At 60.3% G+C, this 18675-nt stretch carries 19 protein-coding genes; 7 read left to right on the forward strand and 12 right to left on the reverse strand.

From position 1 onward, the window contains the following. Window positions 1–78 precede the first annotated feature (78 nt). The gene (locus tag ACYYKW_RS08635) at window positions 79–933 is read right to left on the reverse strand and encodes a LysR family transcriptional regulator (RefSeq protein WP_464989912.1); all 855 of its coding nucleotides are present in this window, start codon (window positions 931–933) and stop codon (window positions 79–81) included. A gap of 89 nt (window positions 934–1022) precedes the next feature. Between ACYYKW_RS08635 and ACYYKW_RS08640 the strand changes: the two genes are divergently transcribed. Next, the gene (locus ACYYKW_RS08640; RefSeq protein ID WP_090285475.1) at window positions 1023–1460 is read left to right on the forward strand and encodes a multidrug/biocide efflux PACE transporter; all 438 of its coding nucleotides are present in this window, start codon (window positions 1023–1025) and stop codon (window positions 1458–1460) included. Window positions 1461–1506: 46 nt separating this feature from the next. Here ACYYKW_RS08640 and ACYYKW_RS08645 read toward each other — a convergent pair whose 3' ends face one another. Beyond that, a complete protein-coding gene (locus tag ACYYKW_RS08645; RefSeq protein ID WP_464989913.1) occupies window positions 1507–2265 on the reverse strand; it encodes an SDR family NAD(P)-dependent oxidoreductase in 759 nt (252 codons plus the stop codon). Window positions 2266–2387: 122 nt separating this feature from the next. Here ACYYKW_RS08645 and ACYYKW_RS08650 point away from each other — a divergent pair, with 122 nt between their 5' ends. Then, window positions 2388–3284, forward strand: coding sequence for a LysR family transcriptional regulator (locus ACYYKW_RS08650; RefSeq protein ID WP_464989914.1), 897 nt, complete (start codon window positions 2388–2390; stop codon window positions 3282–3284). 124 nt (window positions 3285–3408) lie between these two features. On the opposite strand, the gene ACYYKW_RS08655 is transcribed toward ACYYKW_RS08650, so the two are convergent. Both ACYYKW_RS08655 and ACYYKW_RS08660 read right to left on the reverse strand, forming a co-directional pair. Then, window positions 3409–5022 (reverse strand): inorganic phosphate transporter, encoded by a 1614-nt coding sequence (locus tag ACYYKW_RS08655; RefSeq protein ID WP_090285471.1) that lies wholly within the window; start codon window positions 5020–5022, stop codon window positions 3409–3411. 239 nt (window positions 5023–5261) lie between these two features. Further along, window positions 5262–6284 (reverse strand): transporter, encoded by a 1023-nt coding sequence (locus tag ACYYKW_RS08660; RefSeq protein ID WP_090285469.1) that lies wholly within the window; start codon window positions 6282–6284, stop codon window positions 5262–5264. Between the two features lie 276 nt (window positions 6285–6560). Between ACYYKW_RS08660 and ACYYKW_RS08665 the strand changes: the two genes are divergently transcribed. Further along, window positions 6561–8183: a methyl-accepting chemotaxis protein gene (locus ACYYKW_RS08665; protein WP_464989915.1), complete on the forward strand. Its 1623-nt coding sequence runs from the start codon at window positions 6561–6563 to the stop codon at window positions 8181–8183. Window positions 8184–8477: 294 nt separating this feature from the next. On the opposite strand, the gene ACYYKW_RS08670 is transcribed toward ACYYKW_RS08665, so the two are convergent. Both ACYYKW_RS08670 and ACYYKW_RS08675 read right to left on the reverse strand, forming a co-directional pair. Beyond that, window positions 8478–8783 (reverse strand): PepSY domain-containing protein, encoded by a 306-nt coding sequence (locus ACYYKW_RS08670; RefSeq protein ID WP_030142484.1) that lies wholly within the window; start codon window positions 8781–8783, stop codon window positions 8478–8480. Window positions 8784–8937: 154 nt separating this feature from the next. Next, a complete protein-coding gene (locus tag ACYYKW_RS08675) occupies window positions 8938–10065 on the reverse strand; it encodes a glycerophosphodiester phosphodiesterase (RefSeq protein WP_464989916.1) in 1128 nt (375 codons plus the stop codon). Between the two features lie 220 nt (window positions 10066–10285). Here ACYYKW_RS08675 and ACYYKW_RS08680 point away from each other — a divergent pair, with 220 nt between their 5' ends. Further along, window positions 10286–10612: a DUF2025 family protein gene (locus ACYYKW_RS08680; protein ID WP_464989917.1), complete on the forward strand. Its 327-nt coding sequence runs from the start codon at window positions 10286–10288 to the stop codon at window positions 10610–10612. Window positions 10613–10736: 124 nt separating this feature from the next. Here ACYYKW_RS08680 and ACYYKW_RS08685 read toward each other — a convergent pair whose 3' ends face one another. Beyond that, the gene (locus ACYYKW_RS08685) at window positions 10737–11042 is read right to left on the reverse strand and encodes an antibiotic biosynthesis monooxygenase family protein (protein WP_464989918.1); all 306 of its coding nucleotides are present in this window, start codon (window positions 11040–11042) and stop codon (window positions 10737–10739) included. Beyond that, entirely contained in the window at window positions 11042–11746 is a 705-nt protein-coding gene (locus ACYYKW_RS08690; RefSeq protein ID WP_464989919.1) for a CTP synthase C-terminal region-related (seleno)protein, read from the reverse strand. The genes ACYYKW_RS08685 and ACYYKW_RS08690 overlap by 1 nt, the downstream gene beginning before the upstream one ends. Window positions 11747–11761: 15 nt before the next feature. Here ACYYKW_RS08690 and ACYYKW_RS08695 point away from each other — a divergent pair, with 15 nt between their 5' ends. Then, complete coding sequence (locus ACYYKW_RS08695; RefSeq protein ID WP_464989935.1) at window positions 11762–12703, forward strand: LysR family transcriptional regulator; 942 nt, start codon at window positions 11762–11764, stop codon at window positions 12701–12703. A gap of 134 nt (window positions 12704–12837) precedes the next feature. Here the strand turns inward: ACYYKW_RS08695 and ACYYKW_RS08700 are convergent, their stop codons facing one another. Both ACYYKW_RS08700 and ACYYKW_RS08705 read right to left on the reverse strand, forming a co-directional pair. Further along, a complete protein-coding gene (locus tag ACYYKW_RS08700; RefSeq protein WP_093099159.1) occupies window positions 12838–14157 on the reverse strand; it encodes a methyl-accepting chemotaxis protein in 1320 nt (439 codons plus the stop codon). A gap of 449 nt (window positions 14158–14606) precedes the next feature. After that, complete coding sequence (locus tag ACYYKW_RS08705) at window positions 14607–15215, reverse strand: TetR/AcrR family transcriptional regulator (protein ID WP_090285457.1); 609 nt, start codon at window positions 15213–15215, stop codon at window positions 14607–14609. A gap of 212 nt (window positions 15216–15427) precedes the next feature. Here ACYYKW_RS08705 and ACYYKW_RS08710 point away from each other — a divergent pair, with 212 nt between their 5' ends. Beyond that, window positions 15428–16483 (forward strand): MBL fold metallo-hydrolase, encoded by a 1056-nt coding sequence (locus ACYYKW_RS08710; RefSeq protein WP_093099165.1) that lies wholly within the window; start codon window positions 15428–15430, stop codon window positions 16481–16483. A gap of 36 nt (window positions 16484–16519) precedes the next feature. On the opposite strand, the gene ACYYKW_RS08715 is transcribed toward ACYYKW_RS08710, so the two are convergent. Together ACYYKW_RS08715 and ACYYKW_RS08720 are read right to left on the reverse strand one after the other, a co-directional pair. Beyond that, the gene (locus ACYYKW_RS08715) at window positions 16520–16837 is read right to left on the reverse strand and encodes an XRE family transcriptional regulator (protein ID WP_464989920.1); all 318 of its coding nucleotides are present in this window, start codon (window positions 16835–16837) and stop codon (window positions 16520–16522) included. 93 nt (window positions 16838–16930) lie between these two features. After that, window positions 16931–17698, reverse strand: coding sequence for an AraC family transcriptional regulator (locus ACYYKW_RS08720; RefSeq protein WP_464989921.1), 768 nt, complete (start codon window positions 17696–17698; stop codon window positions 16931–16933). 111 nt (window positions 17699–17809) lie between these two features. Here ACYYKW_RS08720 and ACYYKW_RS08725 point away from each other — a divergent pair, with 111 nt between their 5' ends. Then, the gene (locus ACYYKW_RS08725) at window positions 17810–18622 is read left to right on the forward strand and encodes a sulfite exporter TauE/SafE family protein (protein WP_464989922.1); all 813 of its coding nucleotides are present in this window, start codon (window positions 17810–17812) and stop codon (window positions 18620–18622) included. Window positions 18623–18675 lie beyond the last annotated feature (53 nt).

Here is an 18675-nt window from a genome sequence, read left to right on the forward strand (position 1 = left end):
TCGATCGGCTCCCTCTCCCTCTGGGAGAGGGCTGGGCGGGCGGCGTTCCGATGAGGGGCTTCTATCCAAAGCCAACCATTATTCCAGCATCTTTCCCAACAACCAGCTCCCCGCCGGCCCCGGCGGATACAGGCGTGACCACAGCGCATCGACAAACACTGGTTTCGGCCAGCCGCGCACGTTCAACTCCACCAGCAACTCATTGCCATAACGCTGCGCCAGCCAGCGCGGCAGCGGTGCCCAGCCAAAACCTTTCTCGGCCATTTCCAGCAACATCAAATAACTCGGCGCCGACCACACCCGGCCTTTGCCACGGCTGTCATACGGATTGACGATGGTCGCCAGGCGCAACTCGCGATGCTCCTCAAGCCGTTGCTGATCCACCTGTTCAAGCTTGGCCAGCGCATGCTCGCGATTAACGAACAAGGCGATCTCCGTGCGTTCGGCCACGGTCGAGGTCACCAGATCTGGCGGGTAATGTTCCTGCATTTCGGCGAAGGCCAGATGCGCGCGGCCGCGCTGGACCAGTTCGATCAAGTCCTCGCATTCAGCGATCAGACATTCCAGTTGCAAATCCGGATAGCGCTGCTCGAACTCCACCAGCGCCGCCTCGAATCGATACGACTGATAGGTGTCGGAAATCGCCACCGTCAGCTTCGGCTCGACGCCTTGGGACAGTTGCCGTGCGGTCATTTCCAGACGATTGCCCGCCGCCAGAATCGCCTCGGCCCGTTGCAGCAGCACATGCCCGGCCGGGGTTAGCGTCGGTTTGCGGCTGCTGCGGTCGAACAGCACAACATCCAGATCGATCTCCAAGCTGGCCACCGCGGCGCTGATGGTCGACTGACTGCGCCCCAATTTGCGCGCTGCCGCGGAAAACGAACCTTGCGTCGCCGCCTGCACGAACGCCAACAGCACTTCCTGCGAAATCATCAACTATCGCCTTGATCGATGGTTATTGGTTAGGAAGTATCGGTTCAAGGGTTGATCATGGCAACCATCTTCACTCAAGGAGTCAGGCCATGACTGCCGACAAATCCATCACTGAACGTATCTTCCAGGCCATCGGTTTCGAGCTGTTGGCGATCCTGATCTGCACGCCGTTGCTGGCGTGGCTGTTGCAAAAGCCGCTGCTCGACATGGGCGCGGTCACCGTGCTGATTGCGCTGCTGGCGCTGGGCTGGAACGTGGTGTTCAACCGGTTCTTTGATCGGGTGTTGGTGCGTCTGAATGTTGCCCATAACGCCTGGGTGCGGGTGGCGCATGCGCTGCTGTTTGAAGGCGGTTTGATCGTGATGGGTGTGCCGCTGATCGCCTGGTGGCTGTCGGTCAGCCTGTGGCAGGCGTTTTTGCTCGACATCGGCGTGCTGCTGTTTTTCCTGCCGTACACCTACGTTTATCACTGGGGTTATGACGTGCTGCGCGAGCGCTTCGTATCGCGCAACGTCTGTCAGGGTTAAACGCAAAAATCGCAGCCACTGAAGGCTGCGATTTTTTTGTTTCAAATCAGAGAAACATGCCGCCGGACGCCTCGACACGCTGGCCGTTGATCCACCGACCACCCTCGGACAACAGCAACGCCAGCGCGCCGCCAATATCGTCCGGTTGTCCGGCACGGCCCAGCGCCGTGTTGCTGGCGACGATCGCATTCAACGCCGAATTGTCGCGCACGGCACCGCCACCAAAATCAGTCTCGATGGCGCCTGGGGCAAGAATATTCACGCCGATCTGCCGTGCGCCCAGCTCTTTGGCCTGATAGCGCGTCAGCACTTCCATCGCGCCTTTCATCGCCGCATAGGCGCCGTAGCCCGGCAGGCTGAAGCGGGTCAGGCCGCTCGAAACGTTGATGATGCGCCCGCCATCGTTGATCAGCGGCAGCAACTGTTGAGTCAGGAAAAACGGCCCCTTCAGTTGCACATTCATCAACAGATCGAACTGCTCCGGGGTGGTGTCGGCGAACAAGGCATGCACGCCGATCCCGGCATTGTTGACCAGAAAATCCAAGCGCTGACGGTCGAAGGTTTGCTGCAAGGCTTGCTCAACCCGCGCGCTGAAATCGGCAAAGCTGTCGCTGCGGCCAACGTCGAGTTGCAGCATGACCGCTTTGGCGCCGAGCGCTTGCAGTTCGCCGATCAGTGCCTGCGCCTCGTCAGCGCGGCTGTGGTAGGTGCCGATGATGTCGATGCCTTGCGCGGCGAGGTGCAGCGCGGCGTTCTTGCCCAAGCCACGGCTGGCGCCGGTGATCAATGCGATTTTACGGTTCATGGGGCTTGCTCCGATTGCGTTGAGTGGGGATGTACCAAAGTTTATTTATCCGCCCCAAGCTGATAAACAGAGTGAAAGCGAAATCACTGATCGGATCAGCCGAACAATTGCGGGGCGCCAAAATGAACAAACTGGAACTGCTGCGCACCTTCGTGCGGGTCAGCGAACTGTCGAGTTTCACCCTCGCCGGCGAAAGCCTGGGCCTGCCGCGCTCGACCGTGTCCGAGCATGTGCAGGCGCTGGAAGCCCTGCTTGGCACGCGCTTGTTGCAGCGCACCACGCGCAAGGTGCAAGCGACTCAGGACGGCTTGGTCCTGTACGAGCGCAGCAAGGATCTGCTGTCGCACATGGACGAGATTGAAGGCTTGTTCCGCCAGGACGAGGCCTCGCTGACCGGGCGCATCCGTGTCGACATGCCGAACATTCTCGCCCGGCGTCTGGTCATGCCGCGCCTGCCGCAGTTCATGCATCAACACCCGAATCTACAACTGGAAATCAGCAGCACCGACCGCCGCGTCGACCTGCTCAGCGAAGGTTTCGATTGCGTGCTGCGCGTCGGCGCGCAACCGGATCAATCGGTGGTGGCGCGGCACTTGGGCGACTTTTCGATGATCAACTGCGCCAGCCCCGCGTACCTCGAGCGCTACGGCGTGCCGCAAACTCTGGAAGACCTCGCGCAGCATCGGCTGGTGCATTACGTCGGCGTGCTGGGCTCGCGTTCGGAAGGTTTCGTCTACGAAGAGGGCGGGCAGGTGCGACGCTTGCCGATGGCCGGCAGCATCACGGTCAACAGCACCGACGCCTACGAGTCGGCGTGCCTCGGTGGTTTCGGCCTGACTCAGGTACCGCGCACCGGCATGCAGCCGCATCTGGAAAACGGCGAACTGGTTACCGTGCTGCCGCAATACACCGCACCGGCGATGGCGATCTCGTTGCTGTATGCGCGGCAACGGCATTTACCGCTGCGGGTGCGGGTGTTCATGGACTGGCTGGGAGGCGTGATTCAGTCGACGCTCTGACGGGCCACCACAATCAAATGTAGGCCTTCGCCTGCTCGCGATAGCGGTGTGTCAGTCACATCTGTATCGACTGAAAGGACGCTATCGCGAGCAGGCGAAGGCCTACAGGGGGATTTGCATCGGGTCAGAAGATCTGGGTGAACAACCAATACAGACTGCCCGACAGCAGGATCGCCGCCGGCAAGGTCAGCACCCACGCCATCAACAGGTTGCGGATGGTCTTCATCTGCAACCCGCCGCCATTGGCGACCATGGTCCCGGCCACACCGGACGACAGCACATGGGTGGTCGAGACCGGCAAACCAAACATGTCCGCCGCGCCGATGGTCAGCATCGCCACGGTTTCCGCCGAGGCACCTTGCGCATAAGTCAGGTGGGTCTTGCCGATTTTCTCGCCGACGGTCACCACGATGCGTTTCCAGCCGACCATGGTGCCAAGCCCCAGCGCAATGGCCACGGCGATCTTCACCCACAGCGGAATAAAGCGTGTGGCGTTATCGATCTGCTGTTTGAACAGCTGCAATTTGCTGCTGGTGTCGGCATCGAAATTGCCGACCTTGTTCTTGTCCATCAAGCGAATGCTTTCGCTGGCCAGGTACATGTCGTTACGCACGTTGCCCATGGCTTCGGCAGGCACTTTGGCCAGCGAACCGTAGCCTCTGACTTGCTCACCGATGTGTCCGGTCAGCGCGGCGAGGGCCGGAATCAGTTGCGGCGTGGCTTCCTTGCTGCGCACGTAATCGGAAAGGACCGGTCGCGGATCGGCCGGTGCCGGCAGCGGTGAGCTTTTCACCAGCGCCTGCTGGGTGACTTGCGCCACCGCGGCGAACTGCAGCGATTGTTCTTCCGGCATGGTGCGGTTCAAGGCGTAGGCCATCGGCAAGGTGCCGACCAGAATCAGCATGATCAGGCCCATGCCTTTCTGCCCGTCGTTGGAGCCATGGGCGAATGACACGCCGGTGCAAGTGGCGATCAGCAAACCGCGAATCCACAACGGCGGCGGGGTGTTGCCTTCGGGTGCCTTGTACAGCGAGCGATTCTTGACGAAGGCGCGCAGCGCCAGCAGCAACAGCGCGGCGCAACCGAAACCCACCAGCGGCGACAGCAGCAAGGCGTAACCGATCTTGGTCGCCTGCGCCCAGTCGACACCACTGGTGCCGTCGCGGCCGTGCATCAGCGCATTGGCCACACCGACGCCGATGATCGAGCCGATCAGCGTGTGCGAAGACGACGCCGGCAAGCCCAGCCACCAGGTGCCGAGGTTCCACAGAATGGCGGCGATCAGCAAAGCGAAAATCATCGCGAACCCAGCCGACGAACCGACCTGCAGGATCAACTCCACCGGCAACAGCGCGATGATGCCGAACGCCACCGCGCCGCTGGAAAGCAGCACGCCGAGAAAGTTGAAAAAGCCCGACCAGACCACCGCCACATTCGGCGGCAGCGAGTGGGTGTAGATCACCGTCGCCACCGCGTTGGCCGTGTCGTGGAAACCGTTGACGAACTCGAAGCCCAGCGCAATCAACAACGCCACACCGAGCAGCAGAAACGGCGTCCAGGTAGTGACCACCGTGCCGAGTTCGTGCATGTCGTGCATCAGGCTGTAGGCGGTGAACAGCATGCCCATCGCCAGTACCGCGAAAAAGATCACATAGGTGAACGGGCCGGGTTTCTTGTCCAGCGCGGGCCTGCCGCTGGCGGCAGGGGCGGGGCTGGCGGTCAGGGAGGGAGTAGCCATGAGCGGACAATCCTGAGCGAGGGAAGGAATGTCGCCCATGATCGTTGCAGAATGTTACAGAGAGACTGCGGCAGATCAGTGTTTGCCTGATTAGTCTGACCATTGATCTTGAGAACGCCGAAGTCCCCTGTGGGAGCTGGCTTGCCAGCGATAGCGTCAGGTCAGTCAACATCCAGGTTGAATGTCAGTCCGCCATCGCTGGCAAGCCAGCTCCCACAGGGGAACGGTGGCATATGTGGTCAATAGTCCCCACGCTTGCGAAACGCCCAGCGCCCGGCGATCACGGTGAATGTCGCCACCAGCGCGACCAGTACCCAGAACCCGTGCGGGTCCTGCGACAACGGCACGCCGCCGACATTCATGCCGAAGAAACCGGCGATGATGTTGATCGGCAGCGCCAGTACCGTCACCACGGTCAGGGTAAACAGCGTGCGGTTGCTCTGTTCGTTGAGGTTGGCGGCGATCTCTTCCTGAAGCAATTTGATTCGCTCACCGAGGGCGGTGAGGTCGTTGATGATCAGCGCGAACTCCTCGGTAGACTTGCGCAACTCCTTCACGTCCTCCTTCTGCAACCACGGCGGCGGACGGTTGAGCAGGCGCAGCAGCGAACCCGGTTCCAGCGCCAGCAAGCGTTGCAGGCGCACCAGCACGCGGCGGTTGGCGCCGAGTTCGGCACGGTTGGTCGACAACCGCGAGGAGAGCAATTCGTCCTCGATCTGATCGACGCTCAGGCTGGTTTTGCGCACGATCTGCGTCAGCACCTCGCCCTGATCGCGCAGCAGATGCACGAGCAATTCCGACGGCGACCGAAAGCGCTCGCCGGCCTTCACCGACGAGCGCAATTTGTCCACCGAGTGCAACGGTTGCAGGCGAGCGCTGACGATCAGTTTGCTGCGCACACAAACCCACAGCGTCGATACGTCCGAGGAGACCATGCTGCTGAGGTTGAACACCACATCGTTGACCACCGCCAGCAATGCCGAGTCGACATGCTCGATGCGCGTCGAACGCGAGCCCTCATGCAGCGCTTCGAAAAATTCTTCCGGCAATTGCAGATGACTTTTCATCCAGCGCTCGCACGCTGCGTGGGCCAGGTTCAAGTGCAGCCAGAGGAATTCGCCGCTGTCGCTGTCGTCCTGCAAACAGCGCAAAGCCGTTGCTGAATCGACTTCGCGCCCGCGTTCGCCGGGCAGAAAACGAAAGCCATAGAGCAAACCGAACAGGTCTGGATCGCGATGGCTGATATCGAGGCTGTGGTTCATGGCGGCTCGCTGCGAGGAGGGCGGCTGATGCGGGTTTTACAGGTTCACCTGAGCGGCATCATCGCAATGTCACATGACCGTTATGTGACAGTAAAACGGCGTCAAATCAATGCCTTACCGGCTGTCGGAAGTTTCTCAAGAAGGGCTCTGGCACGCCGATCTCAGCTGAGTTAGGTTGCGCGCCATTGGCTTTGAGCCGAGGTTCGCCGACAGGGAGGTCCGGCCATTTTTCACGCTCGTTCCGGGCGTGCTCCACCCCTGTCGTGAGTATCTTCGATGCTGCAAAAATCCCTGAGAGCGCAAATGCTCGCCCTGTTGAGTGGCAGTCTGCTGGCGGTGCTGTTGATCGCGCTGGCCTGCTTCCATTTCCTGTCCAATGGCGTACAGAGTTACAGCCAGTTGCTCGCCGGGCCGTTGCACACCTCGCAACTGATCGACGAAGCCAACCTGCAATTCAAAGTGCAGGTGCAGGAATGGAAAAACGTCTTGCTGCGCGGCAAGCAGCCGGCGGATCTGGCCAAGTACTGGGGCCAGTTCGAAGAGCGTCAGCGCGACGTGCAGAAAATCCTCGGTGAACTGGCCAGCCAGAGCGGCATCGAGCCGAGCCTGAAATCCCGCATCGAACGCCTGCGTGACGAACACCGCCAACTCGGCGCGGCCTATCAGAAGGGCCGCGATGCGTATGTCGCTGCCGGCGGTGATCCGGCGGCGGGCGACGCAGCAGTCAAAGGTGTCGACCGTGCGACCAGCGATCAAATGAGCGAACTGGTGGCTGAACTGCGCCAGCAGGGCAGCGAGCAGTCGGCGTTGATCAGTGCCGGCGCCGATCGCACTGTGTGGATCGGCTTGCTGGTGATGCTGGCGTCGGGGCTGTTGATCGGCCTGCTGAGCCTGTGGCTGGTCAACCGCAACCTGGTCGAGCCGATCCGCAAACTCATCGACTATGTGAGCCAACTGAGTCGCGGCCAACTCGCCGCGCGCGTGACCAACGAGCGGCAGGACGAGCTGGGCAATCTCGCCACCGCGGCGAACACCTTGCGCGATTTCCTCGCCGATACCTTCACCCGTTTGCAGCGCAGTGCCAGCGATCTGGACAGCGCCAGCGGTGAGCTGAACGCCATCGCCACAACCATGGCCGGCGGCACCAACGAGCAATTCAACCGCACCGATCAAGTGGCCACGGCAATGAACGAAATGTCCGCCACCGCCCAGGAAGTCGCGCGCCACGCCGCTGATGCCGCGCGCGCTGCTGACGATGCCGATCAGTCGGCGCAACAGGGCGAGAAGGTCATGCAGACCACCATCCATTCGATCACCCAGATGCGCGGCGAAATTGCCAACACCGCCACCGTGATCCGCCGTCTTGAAGCCGATAGCGGGCGCATCGGCAAGGTATTGGAAGTGATTCGCGGCATCGCCGAACAGACCAACCTGCTCGCGCTCAACGCCGCCATCGAAGCGGCACGCGCCGGTGAGGCCGGGCGTGGATTTGCCGTAGTCGCCGACGAAGTGCGCAACCTCGCGCAGCGCACCGCCGAGTCGATCATCGAGATCAACCAGATCATCCAGAGTGTGCAGACCGGCGCGGTAGACGCTGCGCATGCCATCGACAACGGCCAGGCGCGCAGCGATGAAAGCGTCGAGCAAGTGACCCAGGCTGGCGCGATGCTCGAGCGGATCACTCATGCAGTGGAAGCGATTCGCGACATGAACCGGCAGATTGCTACCGCGGCTGAGGAGCAGACTTCGGTGGCCGAAGACATCTCGCGCAACCTCACCGAGATCACCGCGATTGCCAGCACCAACCTGGATAATGTGCAGCGCACCGAGAGTGCCAGCCAGAATCTGCATGGTTTGTCGGGGCAGTTGAATGAAGTGACGGCGCGGTTGAGTGCTTGATTGGTTTGGGGCGTGGTACGTCAGTTTTTTCGGCGTGATGGCTTGGCCCTCACCCTCACCCTAGCCCTCTCCCACGGGAGAGGGGACTGACCGCGGTGTGTGTTGGACATACGCCGACCTAAGATATCGAGTCGAACTCAGGTTTGAGCGGCCCGCAAATCGGCTCCCTCTCCTGGGGGAGAGGGCTGGGGTGAGGAGGAATCGATTTCCCAGTCACCCCAAACCTCACGTCAAACCCCAGCCACAAAAAAGCCGCACGATCGTTAAATCGTGCGGCTCTTTACCAGCGCTCTATCAAGTATCTTGCTTGTTGCTCAACACCTTGCCGGTAGTTGCATCAAAGTCCACATCGAACTCTTTGCCGTCAGCGGTCTTGAGTTCAACTTCATACTCATAACCGTTGAAGTGGTTATCCAGGTCGGTGTCAGTAATGGTCGCACCCGGATGCAGTTTCAGCGCTTCGGCGTTCATCGATTCCAGCGACTTGATCTTGCCGTCTTTCACCAGTTGCGGGATCTGGTCGATGCGTACGTCGGCCTGAGCCAGGCCAGCGGTAAGGGTCAGGGCAGCGGCGGTAAACAGGGCAGTCAAAGTTTTCATCGGTTCATTCCTTGGTTGTGCGTTGAAGTGGTTGATCTGTGTAAGTGAGTTCAGATTAACCAGCGCAACTTAATTCACCCTTAAATCTCTGCCTCGCGATAAAACTGCTCTTTGGGAGCGAGCCTGCTCGCGAAGCAGGCGACTCGATAACGAATCAGAAACCGTTCTTCTTCAACACCTCATCAACACTGCCAGCCGCCGGGCGCTTATAAAATTTCAACAGTTCACTGGCGCGGTTGGTAAAGATGCCATCGACACCGGCCGCCATGACTTTCTCGTAATCCACCGGCTCATCGACGGTGTAGACGTGCACGAGCATGCCCTGATCATGGGTGTACTGATTCATCCACGGCTGCACCAGATCCGAATAACTCTGGTCACCTCCATGGGTCAGCTTGGCCGACGGACCCGTACCGATAGCGCCCTGTGCCTTGGCGAAGTCGACCCACTGCTTGAATTCAGCTTCGGACTTCGGTTCCTGTTTACCGTAGAAAACGTTCTTGTCCTTTTCACCGGAAGCGGCAAAGGTCACGTTCGATTTCGGCTCGATGCTGCCTTCGCCGACCCACAACAGCAGGATCTTCGGCACTTGCGGCATTTCCTTTTCCAGCAATTGCAGGCTGTTCTTGTCGAACGTCTGCAGGATCACCTTGCCTTTGCCCTGGCCAACGCCGAGCGCGCTTTTCGCCAGTTTCGAACCGGCCGGGCTCAGCCAGCCGCGGTCCTGGAGTTTTTCCTTGAGGTCATGTTCGATGCCGGGGAACAGCTGCGGCTCTTTGGTTTCGATGTACAGGCCCGGCTTGTGCTGCGGATTGGCGCGGGCGATGTCGATGATTTCATCGAGGGTCAGAATCTTCAGCCCGGTGTAGGACGGGCGCGCGCGATCCGGGTACTTGGTGTTGAACCAGCTACCGGCGTCGAGGGTTTTCAGTTCGGCCATGGTGAACGCGGTGGCCGGGCTGTCCTTGCGCTCCGGAAATTTGCTCGCAACGTCGGTGGTGCGCTGCAGATTGTCATCGTGCAGGGCGAACAACACACCGTCCTTGCTGCGCTGCAAATCCAGTTCCAGATAGTCGGCGCCCAAGTCGCGGGCCAGTCGATAAGCGGCGGCGGTGGATTCCGGCGCATCGAACGATGCGCCACGGTGAGCGATTACTGCCGGGTGCGGAATGCCGTGGGCTGCGGCAATGGCTTCAGGATCGCTGTGGCTGGCGGCCTGCGCCTGACCGAGGCCGAGCAGCAGACTCAGGACCAAAGCGCTTTTGGTAAAAGTAGCGGGCATGTTCGAGTTCCTTTCGCAGGCAATTTCAAAGAGCACTGTTTTAACAACTGAAGCGCTCGGGTGCCAGCGCAGGACCGACATAAACGTATTAAAAGCGAATTTTCCTGCACGTTTGTGGCGCCGTTTGCAGTACGCTAGCCCTCGGCAGACACCCCGGCAGAGGGTGCGCCGCTCAGTGGCCCTGCGTGTAAACCATCGATCATCATTCGCGAGGTTTACCATGCGCATCACCTCCCAACTCATCTGCCAGGCCGCCGACGACCTCAAGGGCTTCGTTGGCCTGAACCGCAAGACCGGTCAATACATCGTCAGATTCAGCGAAGACTCGTTCGGGATGGACGTCGCCGACGACGGCATTATCCCTGTCAGCGAATTCGTCTGGGCCCCCGCAACCGAACAGACCATGACCCTTAAACGCGAGTTGATCCAGTTGCTGCTGGATCAACACGTCGACGACCGAATCAACATCACCGAACCGTTGCGCGTTTACATGAGCAAGGTGGAAGTGCCGGAGATCGTCGCGGTGCGCAGTCTGGTGCGGGGCTGAAGCCTTGCGGTGAGCCGGTTGCCGCCATCGCCAGCAGGCTGGCTCCCACAGGGTTTTGTGCACGCCATGTATCCCTTGTGGTGCCAGCCTGCTGGCGATGGCGGCTTGCTGGGCGCCGCCATCCTTAATGCCCGAATGCATACTCGCGCTCAATCCGGCACACCCGAGTGCTGAACTCCGAATACCACTGCGAGCGTCCACGCGCCTGAATCGCCCGGTGCTCGGGGTGATCTCGCCACGCCAGAATTGCCGCCTCGCTCTGCCAATACGACACGGTGATGCCAATGCCGTCCGCGCCTCGAACCGATTCCATCCCGAGAAACCCTGGCTGATCACGCGCCAACTCGACCATGCGTTGCGCCGCAGCGGCATAACCATTGTCACCTTCGGTTCGGGTCGAAGTAAAAATCACCGCAAAGCAGGCAGGCATCAACGTGGCTCCAGGCAGGCTTCGATAAGTGCGCGTACCAGCGGCGGCGTTTGCCCTTTAAGCGCTGCACGTTCCGGCTGAAACAACGTCGCGACAAAGAACCGGTGACCCGTTAGCTCAACCGCACGCAAATCCCCGGCTGAATCGTGGCCGACTGCTTGAAGCTGATCGCTTAAGAGTCGCTCTGTGAACTGCGGATCCACCCCATAACGGCAGCGATAACCTTCATGAATTTCAGCCGTTTCGTACGCCTTGGCGATCAACGAGCCAGGCACGAGATGAATGCGGTCCACTGCTTCGACCAGCGAACACGTCAGTGGCGAAAGCAATGCGCGCCCGGACTCCGGCGAGGTTTCACCATGTGCCGCATCGGCCCAGCCCAGCACATTGCGTGAATATTCCAGCACGGCATGCTGAAAACCGCCGCAAGTGCCGAGGAAAGGGCGCTGTTGTTCGCGGGCGAAACGGATTGCGCGCAAGGCGCCGGCTTCGCTTTTGTAAGGACTGGCCGGCACGCACCAGAAACCGTCGAAGGCGTGCAGCGGCGTATCGGCGTGGACCTGCTCGGTGGGCAACCATTCGAATTGCACCGCGCGCTCAAGCTGTTCGGCAACCAGCCCGAGGGCGACGGGAATCGCCTGATGGGCGGTGACTTGCGGGTCGTGATCGCCGATCAGGGCGATGCGGATGGCGCTGCGTTCCATGGGATGTCCCTGCGCTTGTCGATTGATGGCGCTCACTATAGATTGGCGTCCACGCACTCAATATTGGCATTTGCCCAAGTGATCAATGCAGCTACGCACTATCGGATCGACTACCCGGATCTGGCGCTGATTCTTGCTCTGATTCGTGCCGGCTCTCTGGGCCGTGCTTCACAGTTGTTGAAGGTTGACGTATCGACCGTGTTCCGCGCGGTTCGCCGGCTTGAATCTGCGCTAGGCCAGCAACTGTTCGAAAAAAGCCGTGCCGGCTACTTGCCGACAACCCTCGCACGAACCCTGGCCGAGCAGGCCGAGCGCGCCGAACAGGCATTGGAGGCCGCACGCGTGGGCGTGGAGCAGGGCGGCGAAGTGATCAGCGGCACGGTTCGACTGACCTGTACCGATTCCGTGTTACACAGCCTGCTGCTACCGGCGTTGGCGCAGTTCATGCCCAAATACCCGGCGCTGACCCTCGAATTGAGCACGTCCAATGACTTCGCCAACCTCAGCCGGCGTGATGCCGATATCGCTTTGCGCCTGACGCGCACACCGCCCGAGCACCTGATCGGCCGGCAACTGGCGAAGGTTGTTTACCGGGTCTGCGCCAGTGAAAGTTATATGCAGAACATCGATGCGTCGGATCTCGCGGCGCTGACCTGGATCGCTCCGGACGACTTTCTGCCCGATCACCCGAGCGTTGTCTGGCGCCGCCAGCAGTTGCCTGGAGTGACGCCGGCTTATCGTTGCAACAGCATGCTTGCTGTGACGCAACTGGTGCGGGCCGGGCTCGGCGTGGCGGCGTTGCCGGACTTTCTGATGGGCGATGGCCTGCAGGCGTTGGGTGAGCCGTTGCACGGCTATGACAGCGCCTTATGGCTGCTGACCCGACCCGATTGCCGAACGTTGCGCTCGGTGGTCACGCTGTTTGATGAACTGGGGCAGGCCTTGCGCGTGGCGTAATCAGCGCCAGCCTTCATTGCGCAAGCCCGCCCTAATGGCTCGGTGGTTGAATGCCCAAGGTCTGGTCAACTCAATTCCTGTGAGCGAGCTTGCTCGCGGAAGCAGCGACGCGGTTTACCTTTCTGGCATCAGGCTCACCCCGGCGCCCGCTCATTGGCAAACATGCTCACCGCCTCCACCGCTTCACTCGCGCCATCGCGAATCTGCAGGATCACCGTGCCCGCCTGATTGGCCAGCTCGACCCCTTCCGCCGCGCGGCCGCGGGTGCCTTCCATACTCTTGATGGCCTGGCGGGTTTCGCTCTGGATCAGGCCGATCATGTTGGAAATCTCCGCGGTCGAGCCGCTGGTGCGGCCGGCCAACAGTCGCACCTCGTCGGCAACCACGGCAAAACCACGGCCCTGTTCACCGGCGCGAGCGGCTTCGATGGCGGCGTTGAGCGCGAGCAAATTGGTCTGGTCGGCAATCGCACGGATGGTGTTGACGATGGCGGTAATCTGTTCGGAGCGTTCGCCCAGTTGCGCAATCAACGTTGATGACTGGGCGATGTCTTCGGCGATCTCGCGCATTTCGCTGGCGGCTTGCTGGATCACCTGCGTGCCTTGCTCAGCGACTTTACGGGTCGCCACCGAGATGTGATAAGCCGCGCTGGCGCTTCGTGCATCCTGCTCATGCTGGACGACACGGGCGGTGACGTCGGAGGCGAACTTGACCACTTTGCACAAGCGCCCGGCGGCGTCGTAGACCGGGTTGTAGTTGGCTTCGAGCCAAACCGTTTGCCCGCGTTTATCGACGCGTTCAAACAATCCGTGAAAAAGCTCACCCTGATTCAAGCGACGCCAGAAATCCTGATACGCACCGCTGTTGACCAACTCCGAGGTGCAGAACAAACGGTGATGTTTACCTTTCAGTTCGGCGAGTGTGTAACCCATGCGCGTCAGAAAATTCTGGTTGGCGGTGAGGACATTGCCCTCAAGGTCGAACTCGATCACGGCCATCGCCCGGTCAATGGCTTGAAGCTTGGCGTTGGCTTCGCTTTCCTGTTGCACCTTGGCGGTCACGTCCATGGCGTACTTGACCACTTTCACCACGCGTCCCGACGCATCCTTGATCGGGTTGTAGCTGGCTTCGAGCCAGATCGGCTGACCCTGGCTGTTGATCCGCTCAAACGTGCCGGACTGAAACTGGCCATTCTTCAGGCGCGACCACAGTTCAGTGTATTGCGCGCTGCGGCCGAATTCCGGTGTGCAGAAACGCCGATGCGGCTGACCGATGGCTTGCTCGGCGGTGTAGCCCATGGTTTTGAGGAAGTTGTCGTTGGCGCGCATCACCACGCCCTCCAGATCAAATTCGATCACCGCCATCGAGCGATTGATCGCATCGAGCAGGCCGGATTGTTCAGTGAGGGTTCGCTGAAGGTCGTCAATAATGGATTTTTGGCGATTGAAGAACATGCTCGCAGTACTCTGGAAATTGGGAAGATCAAGGATTCAGTCCCTATTACCGCGCCGGCAGACCGAATGCGCGGTGCGGCATTCGGCGGTGACTGCTCAATGCCAGCGTTCCTTAGCTGGCAGAGTGCTACTTATACAAAAAAACTCAAACTTGTACAAGAACGTGGGTTTTTATAATTTTGTATAAGTTTTATAGGGTGGGCCGCTCGGTCAGCGATTGGCCGGATGGCGTCTTGAACTTGGTGCAATCCCTGTGGGGCGGGATATGCAGCGCGTTGACGGCAGGATGCGGGGCTTTGCCGTCATTCTTGTACAACGTACACAGCGGTTTGCACCGATACTCAAGTGCACTGGAGCCGAAACCATCTACGCAAGATTGTTCCTGAAATACGTTGCAGGATCGTGCTGGCGGCAGCCGTTCGTCGGCCGCGTTAGTCCGGTAAGGGGGTTCAGACCTGATAGCGCGCCAGAAACATCTCCAGCGCTGACTCGGCCACGGTCTGCTGAGTCTCCGCATCCAGCGCGGCGCGACCCATCGATATCTGTGGCCAGAAACCAAAGGCCTTCAGCAGTCCCTGGACCTGATGCGCAGCAAATTCCGGATCGACCGCTTTCAAACGACCATCGGCCTGCGCCGCACGAATCCATACAGTCAGTGCTTCTTCACGCTCGCCCATGCGCTCGATCATGTTCTGCGCGCGCTCGGGCGAGTGGATGGTCGCCGCGATCGCCACACGTGCCAGCGTCAGAAAGTTTTCATCGGCCATCATTTGCACTTTCGCCTGGAGCAGCGGCCACAGCTGCTCGCGCAACGGCAGATCGCGGCGGTAGGCGACTGACTGCTCGGCACTGATGCGCGCCCACAATTGATTGAGGATTTCCGCGAACAGCTCTTCCTTGCTGGGGAAGTGGTTGTACACCGTGCGCTTCGACACGCCAGCGCTTGCAGCGATCTTATCCATGCTGGTGATCTCGAACCCGTGTGCACGGAATTCGGCAATCGCCGCCTGGATAATGGCTGCACGTTTACGCTCGGTGAGGCGCTGGGGAGCTGTCATAAGGTCGCTTAAGCAAAAAAGAGGAAATTACACTTGGCAGTTTACTTGGCGGCAGCTTTGATGCAACCTAGAAACTACACCCGTCAGTGTAATGTTGCGTTAATCCTCGCCGCTTACAAAACCGACAGTTCGGCCTCTGCGTGCAGCCTGGCCATCAACCGTCCCACCGTTGGAAAGCCGTGTAATGCGCGGTGTTCCGGAGTCATTCAGTCATGGCCGATCCAGTCTCGCTCACGGATAACACTTCCACGCCTGAAGCCTCGCGCCAGGATCAAGGGCTGTTCCGCAATCACGCACCGGTACAACGCGAAGGCCTGCGCAAAATGCTGCGGATCCTGTGGAACATGATCTTCCACAAACCGCGCACTACCCGGCCCAGCGCCGCGATCCCGGTGCAAGCACTGACCCGCGAAGATCTGCTGGCCGCACCGAACCACAGCGTTTATCGCCTCGGCCACTCGACCCTGCTGCTGAAAATGCGCGACAAATTTTGGATCACCGACCCGGTCTTCGCCGAGCGCGCATCACCGGTGCAGTGGGCCGGCCCGAAACGCTTTCACCAGCCGCCGATCAGCATCGACCAGTTGCCGCCGATCGAAGCGGTGATCCTGTCCCACAACCATTACGATCACCTCGATTACGCAGCCGTGCTCAGACTGGCGGCGAAAACCAACCTGTTTCTCACGCCGCTGGGCGTTGGCGACACCCTGATCAAATGGGGCATCGAAGCCAGCAAAGTCCGCCAGTACGACTGGTGGCAGGGCGCGGAAATCGCCGGAATTCGCTTCGTCGCCACACCCTCGCAGCATTTTTCCGGGCGCGGCCTGTTCGATGGCAACAGCACGCTGTGGGCGTCCTGGGTGATGATCGACGGCGACACCCGCATCTTCTTCAGCGGCGACAGCGGTTACTTCGACGGCTTCAAACGCATCGGCGAACAGTACGGCCCGTTCGACCTGACCCTGATGGAAACCGGCGCCTACAACGTCGAATGGCCACACGTGCACATGCAGCCAGAAGAAACCCTGCAAGCGCACATCGACCTCAAGGGCCGCTGGCTCTTCCCGATCCACAACGGCACCTTCGACCTGGCCATGCACGCCTGGCACGAACCCTTCGACCGCATCCTCGCCCTGGCCTGGGAACGCAGCGTCGCCATCACCACCCCGCAGATGGGCGAAGCGTTCAACATCGCTCAACCGCAACGCGGCAGTGCGTGGTGGCTGGCGGTTGAAGGGGAGGGTGAGGTGGTGGCGCAGAATGCCTGATGGGCTGAAGTCGGTTCGCACCTGTGGCGAACCGACTTATTCAGCCATCGCATATCCCCCACGCTCCAGGCTTTCCGATGCCGCCGCTCGAACACTCGCACTACGCCCCGGCCTGAATCCCGGAAAAAACACCAACCCCAGCGCCTCAAATCGATAAGCCAGCGCCAGCCGCGCTGCGTCCGCCACCTCTTGCTGCGCCTCGAACCGTTGAATGTCTTCAACCGGCACCTGCGCCTCGCGCGATAGTTGTTCCACGCTCCAGCCCAGCATCGCTCGGGCCTGGACGCAGTGCGTCGGGGTGAACTGGAAAAGGGCAATGCGTTCGAGAATGTGGTTCATCGCAAGAGAGGCCATGGTGTGCTCCGGGCTCAAAAGTGCTGATTGAAAATGTACTGTGTTTTTGTACAGTTGTTTTCGGCCGGGATCAAACGCATTTTTAGATTTGCCCTACTTCGCCGCCTCCAACCAGACGGACGGTGCCTGACCAAGCACGCGCCGGAACATCGTCGAGAACGCCGCCGGGCTTTCATAGCCGAAGTCCAGCGCAATGCGCGTGACCGCCTCGCCCTCGGCCAGTCGCGCCAGCGCCAGCACTACGCAGGCCTGCTGCCGCCACTGACGAAAGCTGAGCCCGGTCTGCTGCCGAAACAATCTGTTAAAGGTGCGTAAGCTTATGTGTATCTGCTCGGCCCAATACTGCGGGGATTGGTGTGCGTTGGGCTTGTTCAGAAAGGTCTGACACAGACTGAGGAGCTTTCCTTCGGCTGGCATAGGGATATGTAGGGGCAGCACCTCACTGCGTGTCAGCTCATGCAACAACAAGTCGAACAGCGCGCCGTCACGTCCTTCCCGGTCGTACATCAGCGGCGCTGCCACTGCTTCCATCAACAAATGGCGCATCAACGGCGACACGCTGATCACTTGGCAGCGCTGGCCCAGATCCACCGCGCCGGGCTCGATATACACACTGCGCGTGCTGACCCCGAGCATCAACACCTCATGCGCCACCCCCGGCGGAATCCACACCGCCCGCTGCGGCGGCACCACCCAATTGCCGTCATGGGTGCGCACCTGCATCACGCCGGTCGCGCCGTACAACAACTGCGCGCGCCGATGTGTATGAAAAGGCAGTAGGTGACCGTGGGAATAATCCGTACCGAGCGCCACCACCTTGCGCGGTGTGTCATCCAGTTGGCTGATCGAAACATTGCGCATGTGCGTCTTCCGGTGGTTGGCGTGAACGCGAACATTATTGGCTGACATGCTGAGGCGGGCCAAGCGGCGAAACTCTATCGTCGAGCGCTTTCCCACCACGGACGCCTCGACATGTTCTATCTACTGTTGACCTTCTTCGGCTGCCTGACCGGCATCACCGCCGTGCTGTTCGGCTTCGGCGGCGGCTTCGTCATTGTGCCGCTGCTGTATCGCCTGCTCACCGCCAGCCACGGCGCCGACGACCCGATCAGCCAATCGGCCATGCACATCGCCGTCGCCACCTCGACCTGCGTAATGATCGTCAACGCCCTGATCGCCACCAACCAACATCGCCGCGCCGGCAATCTCATCCGCCATTATCTTTGGCCGTTGGGTGGGTTTATCGGAATGGGTGCGGTCGTAGGTGCAATAGCGGCGGTGTGGGTCAGCGGCGAAGTGATTCGCTATGCATTCATCGCCTACCTCGGCGTGACCATTATCGACTGCCTGGTCAGACGCGGATTTCTTCGCCGCACCGAAGGTGTCATCCCACGCCGACTCAGCCGTACAGAAACTTCAGCCGGCGGCGTAGGCATCGGCACCATCGCGACCTTTCTCGGTGTAGGAGGAAGCGTCATGACCGTGCCGCTGTTGCGCCGCTGCGGGCTGAGCATGTCGCAAGCGACCTCGATGGCCAATCCGCTAAGCGTGCCGGTGGCAGTGGCCGGGACATTGACGTACATGGCGCTGGCCGGATTCAGCGGGACGGATCTGGGCGCTTGGTTTGTTGGGTATGTGGATTTGCTGGCGTTTGCAGTGCTGACGGTGGGGTCGTTGTTGGGGATCAGGCTCGCGACACCGTGGATCGGGCGGATTCCGGATCGGGTGCATGCGTGGGTGTACATCGCGCTGCTGATTATCGTGATGCTGAGCATGCTGCTCTAGTAGAGCCTCGATTCCTGCGCGCATCCTTTGCATACTCCGCAGCCTCATTCATT

It is taken from the genome of Pseudomonas sp. 15C (assembly GCF_055484735.1).